This window comes from Dyadobacter crusticola DSM 16708, from assembly GCF_000701505.1.
GTDB classification, from domain to species: Bacteria; Bacteroidota; Bacteroidia; order Cytophagales; family Spirosomataceae; genus Dyadobacter; species Dyadobacter crusticola.
The window spans coordinates 264,132-286,709 of the sequence record NZ_KL370787.1 but is presented as its reverse complement, the minus strand read 5'-3'; the positions used below and the strand labels follow the sequence as shown (position 1 = coordinate 286,709).

General features: G+C 46.8%; 24 protein-coding genes. 13 read left to right on the top strand and 11 right to left on the bottom strand.

Annotated elements, in window-relative coordinates:
* Nucleotides 1–79: 79 nt before the first annotated feature.
* Nucleotides 80–853 carry a YdcF family protein gene (locus Q369_RS0125965; protein ID WP_031530635.1) on the top strand — a complete coding sequence of 258 codons (774 nt, stop codon included), beginning with the start codon at nt 80–82 and terminating at the stop codon, nt 851–853.
* 16 nt (nt 854–869) lie between these two features.
* Here Q369_RS0125965 and pfkA read toward each other — a convergent pair whose 3' ends face one another.
* Nucleotides 870–1,844, bottom strand: coding sequence for a 6-phosphofructokinase (gene pfkA, locus Q369_RS0125960; protein ID WP_031530634.1), 975 nt, complete (start codon nt 1,842–1,844; stop codon nt 870–872).
* Nucleotides 1,845–2,164: 320 nt separating this feature from the next.
* On the opposite strand from pfkA, the gene Q369_RS0125955 reads away from it, so the two are divergent.
* The 4 genes from Q369_RS0125955 to Q369_RS0125940 all read left to right on the top strand — a co-directional run bounded on the left by Q369_RS0125955 (nt 2,165) and on the right by Q369_RS0125940 (nt 7,089).
* On the top strand, nt 2,165–4,648 hold the full coding sequence (locus Q369_RS0125955; RefSeq protein ID WP_031530633.1) for a glycosyltransferase family protein: 2,484 nt from the start codon (nt 2,165–2,167) through the stop codon (nt 4,646–4,648).
* Between the two features lie 41 nt (nt 4,649–4,689).
* Complete coding sequence (locus Q369_RS0125950) at nt 4,690–5,217, top strand: DinB family protein (protein ID WP_031530632.1); 528 nt, start codon at nt 4,690–4,692, stop codon at nt 5,215–5,217.
* 12 nt (nt 5,218–5,229) lie between these two features.
* Nucleotides 5,230–5,457, top strand: a complete 228-nt coding sequence (locus tag Q369_RS0125945) for a DUF2905 domain-containing protein (RefSeq protein ID WP_031530631.1) — start codon at nt 5,230–5,232, stop codon at nt 5,455–5,457.
* Nucleotides 5,458–5,625: 168 nt separating this feature from the next.
* Nucleotides 5,626–7,089 (top strand): SDR family oxidoreductase, encoded by a 1,464-nt coding sequence (locus Q369_RS0125940; RefSeq protein ID WP_031530630.1) that lies wholly within the window; start codon nt 5,626–5,628, stop codon nt 7,087–7,089.
* A gap of 28 nt (nt 7,090–7,117) precedes the next feature.
* Here the strand turns inward: Q369_RS0125940 and Q369_RS0125935 are convergent, their stop codons facing one another.
* Together Q369_RS0125935 and Q369_RS0125930 are read right to left on the bottom strand one after the other, a co-directional pair.
* Nucleotides 7,118–7,492, bottom strand: a complete 375-nt coding sequence (locus Q369_RS0125935; protein ID WP_031530629.1) for a DUF983 domain-containing protein — start codon at nt 7,490–7,492, stop codon at nt 7,118–7,120.
* Nucleotides 7,493–7,511: 19 nt separating this feature from the next.
* Nucleotides 7,512–8,018, bottom strand: coding sequence for a hypothetical protein (locus Q369_RS0125930; RefSeq protein WP_031530628.1), 507 nt, complete (start codon nt 8,016–8,018; stop codon nt 7,512–7,514).
* A gap of 120 nt (nt 8,019–8,138) precedes the next feature.
* On the opposite strand from Q369_RS0125930, the gene Q369_RS0125925 reads away from it, so the two are divergent.
* A complete protein-coding gene (locus tag Q369_RS0125925; RefSeq protein WP_031530627.1) occupies nt 8,139–8,519 on the top strand; it encodes a hypothetical protein in 381 nt (126 codons plus the stop codon).
* A 154-nt stretch (nt 8,520–8,673) separates the two neighbouring features.
* On the opposite strand, the gene Q369_RS0125920 is transcribed toward Q369_RS0125925, so the two are convergent.
* A complete protein-coding gene (locus Q369_RS0125920) occupies nt 8,674–9,063 on the bottom strand; it encodes a hypothetical protein (RefSeq protein ID WP_031530626.1) in 390 nt (129 codons plus the stop codon).
* Between the two features lie 48 nt (nt 9,064–9,111).
* Nucleotides 9,112–9,570: a Panacea domain-containing protein gene (locus Q369_RS0125915; RefSeq protein WP_031530625.1), complete on the bottom strand. Its 459-nt coding sequence runs from the start codon at nt 9,568–9,570 to the stop codon at nt 9,112–9,114.
* 247 nt (nt 9,571–9,817) lie between these two features.
* On the opposite strand from Q369_RS0125915, the gene Q369_RS0125910 reads away from it, so the two are divergent.
* From Q369_RS0125910 to Q369_RS0125885, 6 genes are all read left to right on the top strand, one after another.
* Complete coding sequence (locus tag Q369_RS0125910; protein WP_031530624.1) at nt 9,818–10,396, top strand: helix-turn-helix domain-containing protein; 579 nt, start codon at nt 9,818–9,820, stop codon at nt 10,394–10,396.
* Between the two features lie 265 nt (nt 10,397–10,661).
* Nucleotides 10,662–11,354, top strand: a complete 693-nt coding sequence (locus Q369_RS0125905) for an HAD-IA family hydrolase (protein WP_031530623.1) — start codon at nt 10,662–10,664, stop codon at nt 11,352–11,354.
* 28 nt (nt 11,355–11,382) lie between these two features.
* Nucleotides 11,383–12,516 (top strand): TIGR03364 family FAD-dependent oxidoreductase, encoded by a 1,134-nt coding sequence (locus Q369_RS0125900; RefSeq protein ID WP_031530622.1) that lies wholly within the window; start codon nt 11,383–11,385, stop codon nt 12,514–12,516.
* Nucleotides 12,517–12,558: 42 nt separating this feature from the next.
* A complete protein-coding gene (locus Q369_RS0125895) occupies nt 12,559–14,223 on the top strand; it encodes an alkaline phosphatase family protein (protein ID WP_031530621.1) in 1,665 nt (554 codons plus the stop codon).
* A gap of 25 nt (nt 14,224–14,248) precedes the next feature.
* Nucleotides 14,249–15,607: an aspartate aminotransferase family protein gene (locus tag Q369_RS0125890; RefSeq protein WP_031530620.1), complete on the top strand. Its 1,359-nt coding sequence runs from the start codon at nt 14,249–14,251 to the stop codon at nt 15,605–15,607.
* Nucleotides 15,608–15,623: 16 nt separating this feature from the next.
* Nucleotides 15,624–16,922 carry a DUF5690 family protein gene (locus Q369_RS0125885; protein ID WP_031530619.1) on the top strand — a complete coding sequence of 433 codons (1,299 nt, stop codon included), beginning with the start codon at nt 15,624–15,626 and terminating at the stop codon, nt 16,920–16,922.
* Between the two features lie 70 nt (nt 16,923–16,992).
* On the opposite strand, the gene Q369_RS0125880 is transcribed toward Q369_RS0125885, so the two are convergent.
* Both Q369_RS0125880 and Q369_RS0125875 read right to left on the bottom strand, forming a co-directional pair.
* Entirely contained in the window at nt 16,993–17,217 is a 225-nt protein-coding gene (locus Q369_RS0125880; RefSeq protein WP_031530618.1) for a hypothetical protein, read from the bottom strand.
* 275 nt (nt 17,218–17,492) lie between these two features.
* Nucleotides 17,493–17,999, bottom strand: a complete 507-nt coding sequence (locus Q369_RS0125875; RefSeq protein ID WP_051664293.1) for a hypothetical protein — start codon at nt 17,997–17,999, stop codon at nt 17,493–17,495.
* Between the two features lie 57 nt (nt 18,000–18,056).
* Here Q369_RS0125875 and nfi point away from each other — a divergent pair, with 57 nt between their 5' ends.
* On the top strand, nt 18,057–18,797 hold the full coding sequence (nfi, locus tag Q369_RS0125870; RefSeq protein ID WP_031530616.1) for a deoxyribonuclease V: 741 nt from the start codon (nt 18,057–18,059) through the stop codon (nt 18,795–18,797).
* 43 nt (nt 18,798–18,840) lie between these two features.
* On the opposite strand, the gene Q369_RS0125865 is transcribed toward nfi, so the two are convergent.
* The 4 genes from Q369_RS0125865 to Q369_RS0125850 form a co-directional block, all read right to left on the bottom strand.
* Nucleotides 18,841–20,001, bottom strand: coding sequence for a glycoside hydrolase family 18 protein (locus Q369_RS0125865; RefSeq protein WP_031530615.1), 1,161 nt, complete (start codon nt 19,999–20,001; stop codon nt 18,841–18,843).
* Between the two features lie 81 nt (nt 20,002–20,082).
* Nucleotides 20,083–20,982, bottom strand: a complete 900-nt coding sequence (gene ligD, locus Q369_RS0125860; protein ID WP_031530614.1) for a non-homologous end-joining DNA ligase — start codon at nt 20,980–20,982, stop codon at nt 20,083–20,085.
* A gap of 1 nt (nt 20,983) precedes the next feature.
* Nucleotides 20,984–21,757, bottom strand: a complete 774-nt coding sequence (gene ku / locus Q369_RS0125855) for a non-homologous end joining protein Ku (protein WP_031530613.1) — start codon at nt 21,755–21,757, stop codon at nt 20,984–20,986.
* Between the two features lie 59 nt (nt 21,758–21,816).
* Entirely contained in the window at nt 21,817–22,569 is a 753-nt protein-coding gene (locus Q369_RS0125850; RefSeq protein ID WP_031530612.1) for a LytR/AlgR family response regulator transcription factor, read from the bottom strand.
* Between the last annotated feature and the right edge of the window lie 9 nt (nt 22,570–22,578).

Below are 22,578 nucleotides of genomic sequence, written 5' to 3'. Positions count from 1 at the left end.
TTATTATTTTAATTACTTCAAATCTCGGGACGGACAAAATTAGTTTCAAAACGATAACTTCTACCAGGTTCTTATTCAAATGTTTTTTTTTCTCTCCAAAGCCATAGACTTTCTGGTAATGCCGCTGAGCATTATAATTATGCTGATGATTTTGGCTCTTTTTACCAACAATAAAAAATGGCAGAAGCGGATAATCATGGTGACGATTGTGCTGACCTATCTTACTTCCAGTACTTATCTAGTAACCAAAGCGCTCAACTGGTGGGAGCCGCGGGTAGTGCAGCTCAAAAACGTGGAGGGTACTTACGATGTTGGTATCCTGCTTTCCGGCGGGCTGATCTATGGGAAAAAGCCTTTTACGGATCTGATTTCAATGGGTAATAACGGGGACCGCGTACTGCAGACTTTCCGGCTTTACAAGGCAGGTAAGATCAAAAAGATCCTGATCACAGGTACGAGTCAGGACTATCAGATGGAATTGGGAAAAGGAGAAACGAGGGTTGCTGCTGACCTGCTGGTCAGGTGGGGAGTTGCCCCTGCTGACATTTTGTTCGAGGAAAGAGCGAGAAACACACGTGAAAACGCATTATTTTCTGCGCGTATCCTCAAACAAAAATTTCCGAATGGGAGGTACATTCTCATTACCTCCGCTTTTCACATGCGCAGGTCACTCGGCTGTTTTCAGAAAGCAGGTGTCAAAACCGATTTTTTCTGTGCCGCCTACCTGGGTGGGTACAACGGGATCACCTTTGATCGTTTGCTGGTTCCCGATGCCAACGCATTTGCTGATTTCAGTGTGTTGTGGCATGAGCTGGTCGGTTATGTTGTATATAAGTTGACCGGCTACGCCTGATGTGAAACCCCGCGTTTTACACGCTGAGGATTTTCACCATTCTTAATAGATCTTCATTGATTGGTTTCGGCAGCCTGATCGTATCCTCGAAAGGTGTGTAAACCAGGTCATTATTCACGATTCCGGCCATTACATTTTTCTGTCCGCCGATCAATCCTTCCAGGGCGCCCAGGCCGAGGCGGCTTGCCAGGATCCGGTCGTATGCAGAAGGCTGTCCTCCACGCTGGGTGTGGCCGAGGGTGGTAACGCGGATATCCGCATTCTCGTCGACCTGTACTTTGATCTTTTCAGCTACTTCCTGTGCACTTCCTTCTTCGTCGCCTTCTGCAACAATAATGATAGAAGATGATTTAGAGCGGCTCCATCCCTGTTTCAGGGTTTCAACTACTTCCGAAATCGGGGTAAGCACTTCCGGTACCATTACCAGCTCCGCGCCACCTGCGATACCCGACTGAACAGCAATGTAGCCTGAGTCGCGGCCCATTACTTCAATGAAAAAGATGCGGTCATGCGAGCTGGCAGTATCGCGGATGCGGTCGATCGCGTCCAATGCCGTATTTACTGCAGTATCAAATCCGATCGTGTAATCAGTTCCGTAAAGGTCATTGTCGATTGTTCCGGGTGCGCCTACGGTAGGGATACCGTATTCATTTCCAAAAATCATCGCACCTGTGAACGTACCATTTCCGCCGATGGCTACCAGGCCTTCAATCCCGTGCGACATCAGGTTATCGTATGCCTTCTTGCGTCCTTCCGGGGTCATGAATTCTTTGCTGCGCGCAGACTTAAGAATTGTACCTCCTCTTTGAACTATATTGCTAACCGAGTGGGAGTCCATTTTATAAACATCACCGGCAATCATTCCGCTATATCCTCTTCTGATTCCAAAAACTTCGATACCATGGTAGACAGCGCCACGCACTACCGCCCTGATACAGGCGTTCATACCCGGGGCATCCCCTCCTGAGGTAAATACTCCAATTCTTTTCATTTAATTTCGGGTTACTTCTATCTTTTGATTGTGTCGCGACTTTTGAACCTTAAAGTCACAATTTCCGCAAATTTATCCGGTATTTCCTTAAAATATATGACCTGACTCTTAATTCTGTTAAAAATTTGCCAGAACAAGATTCGGATTTTACACCCTAAACATATATCAATACTTATATATTTGCGCCGGTTAATAGAAATTTAATATTCATTCTCAGGTCGTCACCTGACGTGCTCTGGTTTGAAATGTTCTATTTTTGACGGCGACACCAACAGCGCATTCCAATCACTAAACCAACCGCAGGCTTACTTAATATCGAAATGAAAAACCTGATTTCCTGGCAAAATACCTGGCCGCACTTAGTAGCTGTATTGGGCTTTATAATTCTGTCCATTGTATACGTTTCTCCCGTGTTGCAGGGGAAAAAACTGGTGGCGACGGATGATATTCAAGCCAAAGCTGCGGCACGTGAAGTACTTGACTATCAAAAGCAGACAGGAGAGTGGTCTTCCTGGACCAATGGAATGTTTGCCGGAATGCCCGCTTACCTGGTTGCTACCGATTATCCTACGAGTATTTCCACCAAAATCGGCCAGGGGATCAACAAGATTCTACCTGCGCCTGCCAATTACCTGCTGATCGGAATGGTGAGCGCTTATGTGCTTTTCCTGGTGATGGGCGCTGGCAGCTGGCTGGCTGCATTGGGAGGAATTGCATTTGCCTTCTCATCATTTAATATAATCAACCTCGAAGCGGGGCACATTTCGCAGGTAATTGCGATCATGTATGCACCCGGTGTTATTGCTGGGGTAATATTGGCTTTCAGGAAACACTGGCTTGCAGGCGCTGCGCTTACAGCCCTCTTTTTGTCGCTTGAACTCTACGCCAACCACGTGCAGATCACATATTATCTGGGGATCGGAGTTGTAATTCTGGTAGTCATTGAAAGTATTGCATTTATTAAGAATGGTCGCGGTAAAGAGCTGGCGCTGGTGCTAGGCGGGCTTGGGCTTGCGGCTGTGCTCGCCGTGGGAACGCATTCGACCCGGTTGTGGAATGCTTATGATTATACCAAAGAAACAATCCGCGGCAAATCGGAGCTGACAAGCAAGGATACCGCTGCCAGCCCGGCCAAAAACGACGGACTTGACAAGACTTATGCTTTTACATACAGCTACGGCTTTGGTGAGCTGCTTACGCTCGTTATTCCAAATGCTTACGGTGGGGCAGGGTACGGACCTCTTTCAACCGATTCGGAAACTTACAAAACATTGATCGGTCGCGGTGTAGATCCGGCGAATTCGCAGAGTATCATCCAGCAGATGCCGCTTTACTGGGGAGAGCAACCCATTATGGGTGGGCCCAACTATGTGGGTGCAATCGTTTTCTTCCTGTTTTTGCTGGGGATTTTTATCGTAAAAAGCCCGCTGAAATCCTGGGCTGTCGCAGTAGTGCTGCTGTACATTGTTTGGGCTTTGGGTAAAAGCTTCGCTGCGGTGAACTACCTGTTCTTTGACTATTTCCCAATGTTCAACAAGTTCAGGGCGATGACAATGGCAGTTTCACTGGCGCAGCTGCTGATGGTTTTCCTCGGCGTATTGGCATTGATTATCCTTGTTCAAAAGAAAATTACCTGGAAAGAATTCCAGAAGCCTTTCCTGATTTCGCTTGGCATCAGCGGCGGTTTGATGGTGATTATGGCATTGATGCCCACGTTGTTTTTCAGCTTTCAATCGACAAATGATTCGGCGACATTGGAGCAGTTTACGCAAATGACACGGGATCAAGCATTCGCGCAGCAGATCATGAACTCCATTGTACAAGACCGTATCAGCCTGATGAAAGCCGATGCATTCCGGAGCCTGATATTTGTACTGCTCGCCGCCGGATTGATCTGGCTGTGGATGATGGACAAGATCAAGCCTGTGATACTTTATGCGGTATTAATCGCCCTTGTTATTTTCGACTTATTTGGTGTCGACAAGCGCTATCTGAATAGCGAAGATTTTGTATCTAACTACGTGGCACAAGGAAATACAAGTCCTTCACCTGCCGACGAGCAGATTCTCAAAGATCCCGATCTTGATTATAAAGTATTTGATAATACATCCGCACAAGGTCCGTTCAACAGTGCAGCTGCTTCCAATTTTCACAAATCACTCGGCGGCTATCACGGCGCTAAGCTTCGCAGGTACCAGGAGCTTTTCGAAAGACAGGTAATGAGCCAGCGGCCCAATATGAATGTGATCAACATGCTGAACACGAAGTATTTTCTTGTTCCGGATCAGCAGGGTAACAAAGTGGTGCAAGCTAATCCCGATGCATTGGGTCATGCCTGGTTTGTAAATAGTTATAAAGTTGTTCCAAATGCAGACGCTGAAATGGCGGCTTTGGATTCACTCAAACCCCGGTATGAGGCAGTACTTGATCAGAAGTTCGCTTCCAAATTACAGGGACTCAGCTTGCAGCCTGATTCTTCTGCTAAAATCAGTCTGATCAGCTACAAACCCAACGAACTGATTTATGAAAGTAACTCCCGCAATGAAGGGTTGGCAGTTTTCTCGGAGATCTATTACAATGTGCGAGATGAATGGAAAGTAACGATCGACGATAAGCCTGCGGATTTGCTGCGCGCCAACTATGTGCTTCGTGCATTGAGGGTACCCGCGGGCAAGCACACGATCAAATTCCGCTTTGAACCGGTGTCGGTAGCAGTAGGCAGTAAGATTGACCTGGTGAGTTCGATATTGTTAATCGGGTTGATCGCCGGGGCGATATTTGTAGGAGCCAAGCGCAAAGCCTAGTCACTTAGTAACATACAATTGCATTCAATTACATTCCTGAAATGATAGACAGAAAATATCCCATTGGTCCGTTTGTCTCGCAGGCAGATTATACGGATGAAGAGCTGGCCGAACTGATATCGACAATTGAAACAGCGCCCGCCGCTTACCGCGAGCTGGCCGCTAATTTTTCAGAGGAGGATCTTGGCAAAACTTACCGGGAGGGCAGCTGGACTGTTCAGCAGCTGATCCACCACGTTGCGGATATCCATCTGGTGCATTTTTTCAGGATGAAAAAAGCATTGACCGAGCCTGACTACAAGGAGGTAACTTTGATTAATATGGACGGTTGGGTCAAAACGCCGGAAGCTGTTTCGTACCCGATCGCGGACTCGCTGGCGGCTTTTGAAAGTATTGGAAACAGGTATGTGTACCTCGCGAAAAGTCTCACTTCCGAGCAATTGGACATTGCGTATTTTCACCCCGTTCGCCAGATGTGGATCAGTCAGAAACATGCATTGGCAATGTCGGCCTGGCACGTTAAGCACCATTTTGCGCACATTGAGCTGGCGCTCGGTATCCTCAAATAGCATTTAAAAACAATGTCGCAAGCCACCGGTAAATACCTGATCCTGATCGGCTTGGCGGTCGTATTGATCGGCATTATCGTGTACTTTTTAAGCGATAAGCTGCATTGGCTCGGCCGCCTGCCCGGTGATATCTGTGTTGAAAAGGAGAACTTCAAATTCTATTTCCCCATTACAACAATGCTCCTGCTCAGCGGCCTGCTGAATCTGATAATCTGGCTGGTAAGGCGGTTTCTGAACTGACTTACCCTGATCCACTGCAAGCTTGCGACCGCTGTAAATTAATGCATTCATTATAGTAATTCTGCTTAAATCTCTCCTGGCAGCCAACTCGCCTTTTTTGTAGCTACAGTCGTACACAGCCGCCTGAATGCACGGCTGCGAGGCATGGTTTTCGATGCATTATTCTATATGAAAGTTCTACTGACTGGTGCTACCGGCTATATTGGAAAACGGCTTCTTCCGGTGCTGCTGGAAAATGGCCACGAGGTAATATGTTGTGTCCGGGATAAAAACAGGTTTCCCACAGAAGGTATTTACGCACAGTCAGGTATTTCCCTCATTGAAGTTGATTTTCTGAAAGATGAGATCGCCGGGGAGCTGCCGGAAGGTATCGATGCGGCTTACTATCTGATCCATTCGATGAGTTCAGAGCAGGGTGATTTTGAAAAGATGGAAGAAAAATCGGCCCTGAATTTTGTCAAACTTTTGAGAGGGACACAAGTCAGGCAGATTATCTATCTGGGTGGTATCACCAACAGCAGCAACCTGTCCAAACATCTTTCGTCCAGGAAAAAGGTAGAGGAGATCCTCGGGTCATGCGACATTCCGCTTACTGCTGTCAGGGCTGGCATTATCGTCGGCTCGGGTAGCGCTTCATTTGAAATCATTCGCGACCTGGTAGAAAAGCTGCCGGTCATGATCACGCCCAAGTGGCTGACCACCAGAAGCAAGCCAATATCAATCCGTAATATTCTGGAATACCTGTACGGTGTTTTGTTAAACGAAAAAACATTTGGCCGCTCTTTCGACGTAGGTGGCCCGGAGGTTTTGACTTACAAAGAGATGCTACTCCAGTTTGCAGAAGTGCGGGGTTTAAAAAGGTATATTATTACAGTGCCGGTGATGACGCCCAAATTATCGTCGTACTGGCTGTATTTTGTAACTTCTACTTCGTTTAAGCTCGCTTCCAATCTGGTGAACAGCATGAAAGTGGATGTGGTGCCGGAAAATGACGAACTGGAAAAATTGCTGGATATCACGCCCGTAACTTACCGGGAAGCCGTTTCGCTCGCTTTTCAGAAAATCGAGCAAAACAATGTGGTTTCGAGCTGGAAAGATTCCTTCGTTTCCAGCTATGTCAATAGCTACCGGATCGAGCACATCCGTATTCCCAAGAAAGGTTGTTTTACCGACCAGAGACAAAAAGAAATCACCGGCGACGTAAATCAGGTGGTCGAAAATATCTGGTCGATAGGAGGTCGGCGCGGTTGGTATTATGGCAACTGGATGTGGAAATTGCGTGGCTTTATGGATAAGCTGGTAGGTGGCGTGGGATTGCGCAGGGGGCGAACGAATGAGCACACCATCTACAGTGGAGATACCCTCGATTTCTGGCGCGTACTGGCCGCTGATAAATTGAACAAACGACTGCTGTTGTATGCCGAAATGAAGCTCCCCGGAGAAGCCTGGCTGGAATTCAAGGTGGTCAGCAAAAATTCAAAGAATTACCTTTTTCAAACAGCAACATTCAGGCCCAAAGGATTATTGGGCAGACTTTACTGGTATTCGGTCCTGCCTTTTCACTTTTTTGTTTTTGAAGGAATGATCAAGAACGTGATTGACTTCAAAGAACAGACTGCTTTGAAAGATTAAAACCTTCGGGATTGCTGATCAGAAACCGTCAGTGAACATCCTCCGCATTTTCTTCAAAGCTGACAAACAAATGGATCCAAATGGATCTTCCAAGGCGCATTATAATGGGTTGAAGTAAAAAAAGGATCAGAGTTAATGTGACAAAGAACCAGTTCATATCCATTTTGAAATAAACCAAAAGCAGGACAGAAAGCGCGGTCATAATCAGGATCACAATGGGAAAGCTGGTCCATAATGCACCAATGTAAAAGCCGGGCTCTATTTTAAAATCCTGGTCACATACAGGGCAGCGTTCGGGCATATCAAGGCTCCCTTTAAAGCTGTAAGGATTTTGCCTGACAAACAGATTCCCTTTCCGGCAGCGCGGACATTTAAACCTGACAATGCTGGATAATTTTGACATACCTGTTAAAACCGAAATATCACGCTTTTCGAACAGGTTTCAGTCCACGCATTGCTTTCAGTCCAATGCTGGCGGGCGCCGTCAATGGCAGCTCCAGCAGCTTTGGTTCGGTCTCCGGCTCAATGTATTCACGCCTTTCAGTAATGTAGCGCCTGATAATGAAGGCTTCCTCGCGTTCAAAGTTGATCGGGCTTACACCTGCGTTCGCCGGCATATCGTACAGTTTCCGGTGCCACAAGGCTGCTGCTACATTCCCGTCAAATGCATAATAGTTTTCAAAACCGCGATCGAATTTAAAGTGGATCATCTTGCCCGCATTGTTCAGCAGACTTTCCGGCGTCCCGGTCAGCGTAATGGGGATATACGTTTTTTTATCTACTATAAACCCACCGTAGTTATTCTTTATATGCTCTCTCATGTTCCGCGGCGTATCGCCGACTAGCAGTACATCGACGAGCAAGATGAGTTCGGCAGCATGAAATTGCTGTGTTGTTTCAATAAGTGGGAGCGTGGAAATGCGGATCATCCGACTTTATACTGTTAATTAGGGACTGTTATATCCGACAACATGATTGTGCTGTTATGAGGTTCAAAGGCACAATAATTATGCTTGTCCTGATTGATAAATCAAAACCAAAAATAGGAAATGGAATTTCAAAAGGTGAAGAATTACAGGTTCGTTGGATTACTTGGGAATGGCCGCGAGCGGTATAGTGACAAGGAGCTGGATCAGGAGCAGCCTACCGAGCCGATTGTGATTGATGCTTTCGGTTTTTCAGATGTTTACAGGTATTCAGGATACGTTTTCCTGGAAGAAGAATGGTTTACCAAATACGATCAGAACTGGCGATTTAACACTGCCAAGATTGACGAGCTGCTGGTTAACCTGGTGAAATACTCAGTCAAAGATTCAAAATCCGAGAACCTGGCCAGGGTTGAAGCCTACCTGCAATCACCGCCGGAAACAGTAGAAGAAGCTGCCAAAATCTGGAAATCCTTCCACGAACCAACTCTAAAAAGAATATAATTATCATTGTCCCCGGGCTTAAGCCCGGGCAATAGACAATAGTTTGCGCTTCGCGCAAGTGAATAGACATGGTAATCCCGCTTCCAGGGCTTCAGCCCAATAAGCCCAGCAAAAGCAATCCCTTGCCCCGGGCTTAAGCCCGGGGATTATTGGATTAGTCTCTGTTTCTGTTTGGGAAAAGATATTTTGTAACAGCCAGGAAGAAGGCGGCCACATTGATGGTGGTTGTGGTGATCAGCGCTATCGTGACTTCATTCGTAAGTTTAAAGTGCATGGATTCAAAGCCGACCATAAGAATAATGCCGAAAATGCCGGCCAGCCAGAGCGCAACCATCCAGAAAATCAGCTTCGCGTACTTCTTACGCTCCTGTGTATCCTGCCGGAAGCTTTCGAGCTCAGCTTTGTTTTTCTCCTCTGCATAGCTTGCTGTTGTTCTCGGGTCCCGGTTGGCAAAAACGAGGCTTTCAGTCGTAATCTGATCGGGTACGTCAGACTGACTGTTAATTACATCCGCTACATTCTGTACAATATTGGTTGATGGCATTGTTGACTTGGCTCTCTCGGCTGCAACTGGTTAATTGTATTTTCGGGATTACGCCGCCTGGTGCGGGAGGTTGAAAGACTCCCGGAAGTATTTTTTCATCAGTTCAGGATCGATTGTCGTGTTCAGAGAATGCTTTACAGCCTCGTCCCAGGGAGATCCCGGCAGGTGCGTCCAGTTGGCAAGTTTGATCGCATCAACACTCTTTGTAATATTCCAAACATCCAGAAGAATGGATTGTGTATTAGCATCAAGGCTGAGACCATCGGATGGTTGTGGCAATGTAATAGGCTTATCGCCCCAGCTTTTAAAAGTATTGTATACAGTTGGAATTACCGGACCGTACCGCCAGGCCTGAATATCTTCGGCCAGAAGTGGCTTCTCTGTCAATGCCAGGTACATTCCATTGGCGAGGTACAAAACCTTCTGCAATTTCATATTTGTAAGCGGCACATCATCGACAATGCCGAGATTGACAAAATAACGGGCTACTTTAATTGCATCGTGCATAACTGGATATTTTAGTATGTGAGAAGGAATACATCATTTCTTAAAATTCCTCAATATAACGGAATATTCCTAAAAAATAGTTTCGGGAGGATTGGGGGGAGGAAGGGGGGGAAGGAAGGAATGGAATATAATCCTCCTCCTTCCTCCTTACTCCCCTTCCTCCATCAAACTTTTTTGGGCTAAGTAAAATTTAGGTTGTATCATTGATCGCCCGATTAAATCAGTTTTTTACTCACTTGAAGAAAGTATGCAGGAAGATATTCTTTTGCAGATCAGCAACAAATTGAAGGAAGTCAGAAAGAATAAAGGGGTTACCCTGCAGGAAATCGCTGACGAAGCCGGGGTTACTAAAAGCCTTGTTTCTCAAATTGAAAACAGCCGGACCATTCCGTCACTGCCCGTAATGCTGGGGCTGATCAAAGCGCTGGATATCGACCTGAATGTATTTTTCAAAGATATCATCTCCAAATCGCCGGGTGAGAATGTACTCGTGCGGCGCAAGGAAGACTACCAGCCATTTACCAAAGAGAATGCGAAAGGGTTTTACTACCAGCGCATTTTCAGCAGACAGTTCAAAGACAACCACATCGACGTGGTACTGTTGCGGCTGGAAAAGGATGCGAAACGCCCGATGGTTCGTACCAATGCATTTGAATTCAAATATGTGCTCCAAGGAGCGGTGGAGTATACCGTGGGTAAAAATAAGTATGTGCTTAATCAGGGTGATTCCATGTTTTTTGACGCCAATGAGCTGCACAATCCCAAGTGCATTGAAGGGGAAGAAGCATTGCTGCTGGTGATCTATTTCTTTCATGAACAGGTTTAGCGCAGCTGAACACTTCGGGACTGTTCTGCTTTAAAGTTCAATATAAATTAACATTTGCTTAATTTTCATTCTCCTTCTTTTTTCTAGTTTTGTGAAACAAATGCCAGCTGATACCGCGTCAATGCAATGATTGGAATGTTCTTGCACGAAGTGGTTGCCGCTTTTTAAACAGCTGTCCGCACGCTTTTGAGTATATGCGATTGAAGTGATTAGTTAAATCTTACTTTACAAATGCATCTTAGTTTCACCAATTATAAAAGAAGTAATGATAGAGCTAGTTGTTTTTGATATGGCCGGAACGACGGTCAGGGACAAGAATTTCGTAGGGATTGCCTTTCAGGAAGCAATGAAATCGCAGGGATACGACATCAGCATTCAGGATATTAATCCATTAATGGGTTATGAAAAGCCGCTTGCGATCAGAATGATGCTTGAAGTACAAGAGTCTGATCAAACCAAGATTACAGAAGAACTGATCGGTCAAATTCATACGCGTTTTGTCGATGAAATGATCCGCTTTTACAGCACAACCCAGGAGCTCGCGCCGCTTCCAAATGTGGAGGAAACTTTTAAAACCCTCCGTTCAGAAGGGATCAAAATCGCACTCAATACCGGATTCTCCAGAGATATCGCAGAAGTGATTGTGGAAAGACTGGGGTGGGCAAAGAAGATAGATATGCTCGTAGCAAGTGACGAAGTACAATCCGGTCGGCCGTTTCCGGATATGATCAATAAAATAATTTCTGAACTGAACATCACCTCTGCCGCGCAGGTAGCCAAAGTAGGTGATACCGAAGTAGATATCAACGAAGGAATCAATGCGGGCTGCAAATATGTGATCGGGGTTACTACCGGCGCATTTACCCGCGAGGAGCTGCTTCCTTATAATCCCACGCACGTCATTGATGATATAGCAGACGTGGTTAAAATCATCTCGCGCACACATTCACTGGCCTGACCGGTTTAATCAGTTAGTCAATTTCGAAATGAATAAATCTGCGATTGTAATCGGAGCGGGTATTGTCGGGCTTGCTACCGCCAGGGCGCTTGCTACCCGCGGCTATCAGGTAACTGTTATTGAAAGATCGAGTAAGGCGGTTGGTGCATCTATCCGGAACTTTGGGATGGTGTGGCCGATTGGTCAGCCAGAAGGAAAGCTTTACGAACGCGCATTGCACGCGAAAAGGATCTGGAAAGACGTGCTTGCCGGGGCTGGGTGCTGGTCTTACGAAGGTGGAAGCCTGCACATGGCGTACCATCATGACGAAAACGAAGTATTACAGCAATTTGCTGAAATAAGCAGCTATCGCCCGGTTCAGTACCTCAATGCGGCCGCAACCCTGGAAAAATCGCCCGCAGTGAATGGAAAGCAGTTGTTGGGCTCCCTGTATTCTGCCGACGAGATGATCGTAGACCCGCGCGAAGCGATTGCTGCGATACCAGGTTACCTGAATGCAGCACTGGGTGTTACCTTTATCTGGAACACAGCCATTTCCAAAGTGGAGTATCCGCAGGTTTTTTCAGGTACAAAAAGCTGGTCGGCTGACGAGATATATGTTTGCAGCGGGCAGGATTTTGAAACCCTGTATCCTGAACATTTCAGTGCCGCACCTTTGACCAAATGTAAACTGCAGATGCTGCGGCTGGAAGCCCAGCTGGATAACTGGAAAATCGGTCCGGCTCTGTGCGGGGGCTTGTCACTGATCCATTACCACGGTTTCAAAGCAGCGCCTTCATTGTCGGGACTGAGGGCACGATACGAAAGCGAATATGCAGAATACCTGAAATGGGGCATTCACGTGATGGCTTCTCAAAACGGTCTGGGTGAAATTACAGTAGGCGATTCGCACGAGTACGCACTTACATTCGATCCTTTTGACAGAGAATTTATCAATACCATGATCCTTGATTACCTGGGCACTTTCGCACAGTTCAAATCACCCAAAGTATCTCAGACGTGGCACGGGATCTATCCAAAAGTGACAAACGGCCAGACCGAAATCGTGTTGCAGCCGGAGAGCGGCGTGACGATCATCAACGGACTTGGCGGCAATGGAATGACACTTTCTTTCGGTTTGTGCGATGAGGTAGTAGGCGGTACTTACGCGCCCCTTAACTAAACAATATACCTTTTTTAATTTTCCTAAACCCTTATTCAAACCATGAACGCGTTCAGGGCATTGTTACTCCTTTTTGCCGCATTGATCCTTTTTAGCTCGTTTCGGAAGAACGAGGAAGGTCCGGCTGGTATCGAGCACGTGATTGTGATCGGTGTAGATGGACTGAGTCCCGACGGGATCAAAAAAGCGGAAACGCCATTCATTGATCAAATGATCTCGGGCGGTGCTGTGAAGTGGAATGTACGCACGGTGCTTACCTCTGCAAGCAGCCAGAACTGGGCTTCGATGATCATGGGCACCGGACCCGAGCAGCACGGGATTATCAATAATGACTGGGAAATGGACGACCACACCTTACCTGCTATCGTGAATGAAGCAGACGGACGTTTTCCAACCATTTTCAGCATACTCCGCAAAGCCAGGCCCGATGCAGAAATCGGTACCGTATATCACTGGGAAGGATTTGGAAGATTGTTTCAAAAGAATGCGCTGAACTACGATAAGCATTTCTCCACAGAGGATTCCACAGCGACAGATTTCATCAGGTATATCAAAAGCAAAAAGCCGGTATTGGGTTTTGTGCATTTTGACCATGTGGACCACGCTGGCCACCACGGCGGTCACGGTTCTCAGGAGTACTACAAATCGGTCGTCAAAGCCGATTCGCTGATCGGCGAAGTTTTGAAAGGGATTGATGAAGCCGGAATGAAAGAGAAAACGCTGGTTATCCTCTGGTCGGATCACGGCGGGATTGGCTATGGGCACGGCGGCGCAACTCCGCAGGAGGCTGAAATCGCCGGGGTGTTTTATGGTAAAGGAATCAAAAAGGGTTACCAGATCGCACAACAGGTATATACCTACGATCTCGCGGCGACGATTGCATTTGCATTGGGTATTGAGCAACCTTATGCCTGGATCGGGCGGCCGGTGAAGCCTGTTTTCGAAGGAATGCAGGAGCCAAAAAACCTTTGGCTTGGTGAAAAGACGGTCGAAGCGCCGGTTATTTACCCTGACAGAAACTTGTACGCACAAGCAGGCGGACTTTTTATTGACCAAAAACCGGTTGTGAAAATCGAAACAAAAGCGGCGAATGGTGTAACCAGATATACCCTCGACGGCACAGAGCCAACTCAGTCTTCCCCTGTTTTTGATAAGGAACTTACATTAGCAAAAACCACGGTAGTAAAAGCGCGTACATTCGATCAGAAAGGCAACCCCAGTCAGCGTGCGACTGGTTATTTCAGGGTGGTGAGTTCAGGCAAAAGCAACGGGCTGACCACGACATTTTACCCGGGAAAAGAATTGAAAAAGTTGCCTGATTTTACCAAAATACAAAAGGGCAGCAGCTGGACAAGTCTTGAATTTGCATTGGACAAAACCCAGATCACTAAACTCTTTAAAGATGGAAATGAAAGTTTCGCTGTCCGCTTTGAAGGTTTTATTCAGATTGATAAAGCTGGAAAATATACATTCTCCACACAGTCTGACGATGGCAGCAAGCTCTTTGTTGGCGGCAAAGAAGTCGTTAACAATGATGGAAATCACGGCGTGCAGGAAGAATCGGGCTCCATTGAGCTGCAAGCCGGCAAGCACCCGATCCGCGTCGATTTTTATAACAATGGCGGAGGCTTTTGGCTCGACGCATTCTACAAAGGTCCGGGTGTTACGAAGCAGCTTATCCCGGCAGACAAGTTGTTTGTAAAATAACCCAATCCAAACTGACACCTGCTAAATGGCCGAAGCGAATAACCGAACAGAAGGCGATATCAATCTATCCTCTGCCCGCAGCGACTGGTACGCGTTGATCAAAGATCCTGAGACTGTTTCCTGGCTCAATGAAGACGAAGCGCACTTTTTGCATCAATCATTGTCAACACCCTGTCTTGACGTACTGGCTTCCTGTGAAGGTATTTACATTACTGATATTCAGGGTAAAAGGTATATGGATTTTCACGGTAACAATGTGCATCAGCTTGGCTACCGTAATCCTTATATCGTTGAAAAAGTCAAGGCGCAGCTTGACATTCTTCCTTTTTCACCGCGGCGCTACACCAATGTGCCGGCAATCGAGCTGGCCAAAAAGCTGGGCGATTTAATGCCAGGTGATTTGAACCGCGTACTATTCGCACCTGGCGGTACATCGGCGATCAGCATGGCGCTGAAACTCGCGCGCATTGTTACCGGAAAGCATAAGGTGATCTCCCTCTGGGATTCATTTCATGGGGCTTCGCTGGACGCTATTTCTGTCGGAGGAGAGCTGGATTTCCGGAAAGACATGGGCCCGATGCTGCCCGGTGTAGAACGCATTCCGCCTCCGATGACCTACCGCGGGCCGTTCGCAGCTGCCGGGAGCGGGGATCTGGCGTATGCGGATTACCTCGAATATGTAATTGAAAAAGAAGGCGATATCGGCGCATTTCTCATTGAGACGATCCGGAATACCGACGTGCAAATTCCTTCCCAAGCTTACTGGCAGCGTGTCCGGGAAATTTGTACTAAACACAAAGTGCTCCTGATCCTTGACGAGATCCCGATTGCATTCGGCCGCACCGGGAAAATGTTTGCATTCGAACATTATGGTATCGAGCCTGATATAGTTTGTCTTGGAAAGGGGCTCGGCGGCGGTATCATGCCAATGGCGGCGATCGTGGCGAGAGACGGTTATAATGTAGCGCAAAGTGTTTCACTGGGTCATTTTACGCACGAAAAAAGTCCGTTGGGCAGCGTGGCCGGACTGGCTATGCTGGAATATATCGGGCAGGAAAGGATTTTGGAAAAAGTGCGGGAGGACGAACAATTTGTGTCGGCCGCACTCGCGCAATTGAAAGAAAAATATCCATTAATCGGTGATGTGCGCGGGATAGGGCTATTGTGGGGCATTGAGCTGGTGACCGACAGGGTAACCAAGGAAAAAGCCGTGAAAGAGGCGGAGCAGGTGATGTATGAATGTTTGGGAAACGGGTTGAGCTTCAAAGTTTCACAGGGGAATGTGCTGCAACTCTCGCCACCGCTCACAATTACCCGCGAGCAGCTGACCGAAGCTTTGCAAATAGTTGAGAACGCATTGAAAAAAGCGTCAGGTGTAGCTTGACTAAAAAAGACGGATTATGCGATTGAAAGAAGTACTTGCCCGATCTAACTTCCTGTTCATTCTTTGGGCCATCATCGCCTCTTTCGGTTCTTACTTCTGCATGTACGCATTCAGGAAGCCATTTAGTGCAGGTCTGTACAATGGATTGGAGCTGGGTGATCTGAGCTACAAATCAGTGCTGATCATTGCACAGGTTGCCGGCTACACGATCTCAAAATTCATAGGTATCCGCATTATTTCTGAACTAACACCCGGGAGGCGAATTGCTTTTGTGATCAGCCTCATCGTCATTGCTGAGATTGCCCTGCTGTTGTTTGGTCTTGTTCCGCATCCTTATAATTTCGTTTTCCTGTTTATGAATGGGCTCCCGCTGGGTATGGTGTGGGGAGTTGTGTTCAGCTTTCTGGAAGGCAGGCGGTTTACAGAAATGCTTTCAATGGGGTTGAATATCAGCGTCGTTGTCGCTTCCGGAATTCTGAAAACGACCTACATTGAGATACACACGATCTTTCCGCTAGTATCTGAATTCTGGATGCCTGCATTGATGGGTGGATTATTTCTGCCGCTTTTTCTGATGTTCGTCTGGATGCTTTCCATTATTCCCGCGCCAAATGCAGAGGACATTGCATTGCGTACCGAAAGGTTGCCGATGACGCAGTCGGACAAAAGGCAGGTCATGCGGCAATTTGGCTTTCCTGTTCTTTGCATGGTCATTTTCTATGCATCGCTGGTAGTAGTGCGTGATTTCCGGGACAATTTCATGATCGAAATCTGGAACGAGATCGATGCAGGCTGGGTAAGCAGCGTTTTGACACAAACAGAAATGATAACAGGTCTGGTTGTACTTGTCATTATCGGCTCACTTGGCTTTATCAAGGATAACCTCGCCGGATTCCGCGCAACCAATTTGATTCTGTTTGCAGGTATGCTGATGATCGGCTTGTCGACTTTTCTGTTCTCGCAAAAACTGATTAGCAGCTTTTACTGGATGTTATTTGTGGGAATGGGCTTGTTTCTGGCATATACGATATTACAAACCGTATTCTTCGACCGGATGATCGCGCTCTACCGGATCCGCGCCAATGCAGGTTATTTTGTGTACATCTGCGAAAGTATCGGGTATCTCGGCAGTGTCGGACTGCTGCTTTACAAAGAGTTCTTTCTGAAAGAACTGAGCTGGTCTGGTGTGCTGATGTACTTTGCTTATATCCAGTTCGGGGCTGGGCTTCTGCTCTTACTCCTCAGTAATCTGAGCCTGGAAAAGCGGCGAAGCGGAGAGTCTGCCGACAGCGGCGCACCGTTGGCGGTGATCTGACCGGGCACAAAAAAAGGAGAAGCTAGTGTTCTCCTTTTTAAATCTCAATTTCACCTTAACTTATTTCAATCTATTTTGCCACTTTAAGCTCCACAATGGCAGCTTTCTGAGCAGGCGTGTACTTGTTGTATTCGTTAACAGTTTTGCCGTTTTGCGGAGCTGGTGTTTCTAGCACCGGCATAGCGGCGGGCAATGCAGTTTTGGCGTCGGCTTTTACTTCAAGATTGTTATCTGCAAAAGCGATACTACTGCACAATGTGAGTGCAAATGCGAAAGTTGTGATCTGATTTTTCATAGCTCTGAATATTAATTTCTTGCCTTTGTTTTATTTGTAAGTGCAAATGTAAATCCGTTGAGGGATATAGCATGAAATTTATTCAATGAATGAGCTAATGGTATTTTGAGCGGTTGGTGCTGTTGATGAACAGTTTAGTTCTTTTCGAGCTGGTGGTGCAGCCGTTAATGTCAGCGTAATTGCCTGCTTGGCATACTGTTAAGAGATATTGGAAAAGCACAATTTTGTACCCCGCGCCGGAAATGCGCGGGGGTATGTTCTTGGACGAAGAAGAGTTATTCCGTCTTACACTTGATCAGGATGTAGTCAAGATCGCCTTTGGCAGAGAATGCTGCGATCTCCGTGTACTTTTCATAATTCACCCATCGCTTGATCTCGTCGTCATCCACCTTCGGATCGATATTCTCTTTGAGGTTTAGCAAACCAAGGATAACCCGGTTTTCAAAGTCGTAGTCGGACAGGTCACGCAGTACAATGCGGTCGGCTATTTCATTGATAAAAATGATCTCGATTTTACCTTCACGGTATATTCTCTTCGGGCATTTTTCACAGCCCGCTTTGGCATCTGCAAAGTAGCTGTCCAGCTTGCCCGGCCCGAGAATAGCCTCCACTTCCTGCTCACTGCGAAAAGCAACCTGCGACAGGTCAAGCGCCACAACGACAGGCGCATTTTCATCGTGATCGTCGATGACAAAAAATTTGATGAAAACGGCTATAAGGATGATTACGAATATGATAAACTTCCAGTTTGCCCATTTGCGCTTAACGGTGGCGTGCTCCATTGAAGATGGTCTGATTTTTTAGTTTGCTAAATTCTTTTTAGCCAAACAACGAATATCATGCCAGATTCACTGAACCAGATTGTTCATACGGCGCAGTCTAATTATGACCAGCTTACAATGGCTGAGGCAACTGCAATTCAGATGGAGCTGAGCAAGTACCTCAACCTGGATCCGATGCAAACACCGGTGCGGACTATTGCAGGTGCTGATATCTCGCTTTCACTTTACAGTGAGACTGTTTACGCAGGAATGGTAATACTTACCTATCCCGATCTCCAACCGATTTCCTATTCTCTGGTGAAAAGCAGCACGACTTTTCCGTACGTGCCGGGCTATCTAGCCTTTCGTGAAATCCCCGCGTTGTTGCAGGTTTACGAGCAAATCCCGGTGAAGCCGGACGTGGTGATGTTTGACGGAAATGGTATTATTCACAAAAAAAGAATGGGGATCGCATCTCATTTTGGGGTTTTGACAGGCACCACCACAATGGGCTGCGCAAAGAAAAAGCTGACGGGCGTTTACCAGGAACCAGGCGAAAGAATGGGCGAGTACTCCTGGCTGATCGACCAGGCAGAGAAAATCGGCTACGTGCTGAGAAGTAAGGATAAGGTAAAGCCCGTTTTCATTTCGCCCGGACATAAAATGAGCCTGGAAGACAGTCTTGCAATTGCATTAAAGTGCCTCCGCAAGCACCGGCTGCCCGAACCCACCAGAAAGGCCCACGAATTCGTAAACCTTTTCCGGACGGGCGAGCTAAAAGCAGGGTACCACGAAATACAGAAGCTAACCCTTTTCTAGTTGTTACACTGAGCGTACCGGGCTACCGGGCAGTCGAAGTGCGCTATTTTAGAACCTTATCAATCTCGTTCAACAGGTAGTTTTTTGGATCGGAATCGTATTCCCAGAACATGACGCCTGCCAGTTTGTTGTCCAGCACATACTTGCATTTATCACGGATTGATTCTTCATCATCGTAACTGATGAACTGGCCGGTTTTGTCATTGACCAGGTAAGGCGCTTTTGCCACATCATCGCGCATTGCTTTGAAGCCTTGCTGGTTCACCAGGCTATCTTTTAAAAAGGTATAACCCTTATAATATTCCTGCTTGGTCTGTTTTTGCCCCATTCCATTTTCCAGCTTCGCTACCGTAAATATCCGGCTGTAAAACGGCAGGCCAACTACCAGTTTGTTCATCGGAACGCCGGCGGCGTGAAATGCTTTCACAGCTTTGTCAACCGAGTGAGCGGCTTTGTATTTGTCGCTTTGGTACAAACTTCCGTGGTGTACGACGGTATCGCCCTGAAAGAGATCGTAAGTCATCAAATTCACATAATCGAGGTATTTCGTAGCTTTACCCATTTCTGTGGTATTCAAAAAAGAAACAAATCCGGCAGTCGCAGTAGTGAGCAGCTTCTTTTCACCTGTTTCTTTTTCAAGTGCGTCAAGTTCCTTTCTGATCGCTTCAAACATCAGTGTGTAATTCTGCTTGTCTTCCGGGCGGTACACATTTCCTTCTTCACCCGGGATAGCGGGGTATTCCCAATCAATATCCACACCGTCCAGCTTGTGTTTTCTGATGATGTCCACCGAGCTTGCCGCAAAAGTTTTTCTTGCGGAATCGGTCAGAACTGCATCTGAAAAATTCTCACTCCAAGCCCACCCGCCAATGGAGATCAGGATTTTAAGATCAGGATTTTGGGTTTTGAGTAAATTCAGTTTCCTGAAATTGGTGGTATCTGTTTTTTCATTGGTCAAAAAAGCCTTCCCTTGTTTAACATCCACAAATGCATAGTTGATGTGCGTCAGCTTTTTGGCCTGAATATTTTCGGTATTAAGTAGGCCGTGAAAGCCGCCTACATATCCGATCACCACCGGCCGGGTCGTAGAATCGGAATCAGTTCCGGCTTGCTCGTTCCTGGAATTACAGCCCGCGAGCAGCAGCAAGGCGGCAAAAAGTAAGGTCAAAGGGTAGGTTGCAAATCCCGCAGATTTGAAGGTCATTGTTCTTAGAGGTTAAGTTGAAGCACTAAAATTAAAGATTACATCATCTTAACTCCTAATAAATACGGCTGAATGCGGCTATTACGGTGCCTGGATAGCTTCCAGCTTTTCAAGCGCTTTGCTCATATCAATGCCTTTGCCGAGCACACCTTTAAAAAGGTCGCCTTTTTCTTCAACCCGCTTCAAGATGTTCTTGATCGTGAAATCTCCAATGTGCAAGCCAGCCTTCACTTCGCTCCATTCCAGCGGTGCGGAAACCGTAGCGCCGGGTTTTGGACGCGCACTGTACGCACAAGCAAGTGTCTGCCCGATCCGGTTTTGCAGGTAATCGACATAGATCTGGTTCTTTTTCCTTTTCGACAAGGATCTTTCCAGTGTAGTCAGTTTCGGCAGCATTTCAGTAACCATGCTCGCCAATATTTCAGAGAAGCTCCTGGCTTCGTCGTAATTGTATTTTTTGTTAAATGGAATGTAAACATGCAGCCCGCTCGATCCGGAAGTTTTGCAGTAACCTTCCACATTGATCTGGTCGAGGATCTCTTTGATCGCCTGCGCTACTTCGATTACCTCGTCAAATGTGTTTTTATCCGACGGGTCAATGTCCATTACAATGTAGTCGGGATATTCCAGCTTGTTGATCGTCGAGTTCCAGGGGTTCATCTCAATGCAGCCTTTATTGGCCACATACAGCAAAGTTTCCACATCGTTGCACACAATGTAGTTGACCATCTTGTCCGTCGACTCCGAATGAATTGCCTCCGTTTTCACCCAATCCGGTGCGGAGTCGCCCACATCTTTCTGGAAAAATCCTTCATCTTTTACGCCATTGGGTTGGCGCCGCATGGAAAGTGCGCGGTTTTTCAGGTAAGGCAGAATGTACGGACTGATATTACTGTAATATTCCAGCAGCTCGCCTTTCGTGATCTGTTCGTCGGGCCAGTATATCTTGTCCAGGTGGGTTAGCTCCGCTTTCTTTTTCATATCAAGATGCTTTTCGTTTCGGCGCTGCCAGACTTTCTTTCAGCTGGGCCATCAAATCCTTGCTCTTCGAATGCACAATCTTCATTTTCGGTGCGGCTGCTTTCTTGCCTTTGGCTTTCGCCATGATCAGTTTCAGCAGGTTCTCATGGTAAGTATCCTTGTACCTGGAAATGTCAAAGTCCGTAGTGAGCTGATCGATCAGCTGTACCGCCATTGCCATTTCTGCGGGCTTGATCGTCACGTCGGGTACCACGAGATCTTCTGTATCCCGAATTTCGTCAGCAAAACGGATTTTGTTCAAAATCAACAAATCACCTGCCGCTTTGATCAGTACCAGACTTTCGCGGTTCCGCAAAACGTAGCTGCCCAATCCGGCTTTGCCTGTCTTTTTCAATGCGTCGCGGAGCAATGCATAAGGTTTCACTCCCGATTTTTCCGGCTGTAAATAGTAGGGTGTTTCGTAGTATATACTGTCAATATCCTTTTCGTTTACAAACTCGGCGATCTCGATGATCTTGGTCTTCTCGGGACTGGCTTTTTCGAAATCCTTGTCATCGAGAACCACATAATCGTCTTCTACTTTATATCCTTTTACGATATCGGCCCATTCCACTTCCCGACCAGTGTTTGCGTTCACACGCTGGTATTTGATGTTAGCGTGGTCGTGCTTATCCAGCATATCGAGGTCGAGCTCGCTGCCTTGTGTGGCGCTAAAAAGTTTGACGGGGATATTCACCAGGCCAAATCCAATGGCCCCGGACCATATTGCTCTCATAATTTTCTTCCGCTGTTTACAAGTGTTAACGACTTCAAAATCCGTGCCTTGCCAGAAAGCTATTGTCCGAGCCAGTTTTTAAACTGTCCCATTCGCTCGCGGCTGATCAGGATATCGTTGTCGGTGCATTGGTCGAGGTGAATTTTGAGGCGGCTGTTGGAGTAGGTAAAAACGTCTTTGATAGCGGAAATTGCAGCTACGTATTTCCTGTTCAATCTGAAAAACTGTTCGGGAGAAACCATATCCTCCACTTCATCCAGTGTATAATCGATCGTGAATTTTTTTCCCTGCCGGGTCTGCAGCAACGTTACTTTATCCTCACTAAAAAAGTATGCAATATCAGCCACATCGATCGTCTGAATGCGCTCGCCTGATTTTACCAAAAAACTGGTTTTGAAATTTTTCGTAGCGGGTGCGAGCAGCTGCTTGATCTGTTCGAGCGAAAGCGCCGGTTCCTTGCGGCCGGATTTGAATTTGTCCAATGCATTGTTGAGCTCTTCGGGATCGATCGGTTTGAGGAGGTAATCAATGCTGTTGAGTTTGAATGCCTTGATCGCATACTGATCAAATGCAGTGCAGAAAATGATCGGCGCGGTCACTTTTACTTCTTCGAAAATCTCGAAGCTGATCCCGTCGGCAAGCTGGATATCCAGGAAAATCAGGTCGGGCTGCGCATTATTTTTTAGCCATAAAACTGCGGAAGTGACTGTATCGAGGGTAGCTTCAATGCGGGCTTCCGGCAACCGGTCGTGAATTAGTTGGGTAAGTCTGCGCGCCGCAGGTTTTTCATCTTCTATAATAATGATCTTCATTTCGGGAGG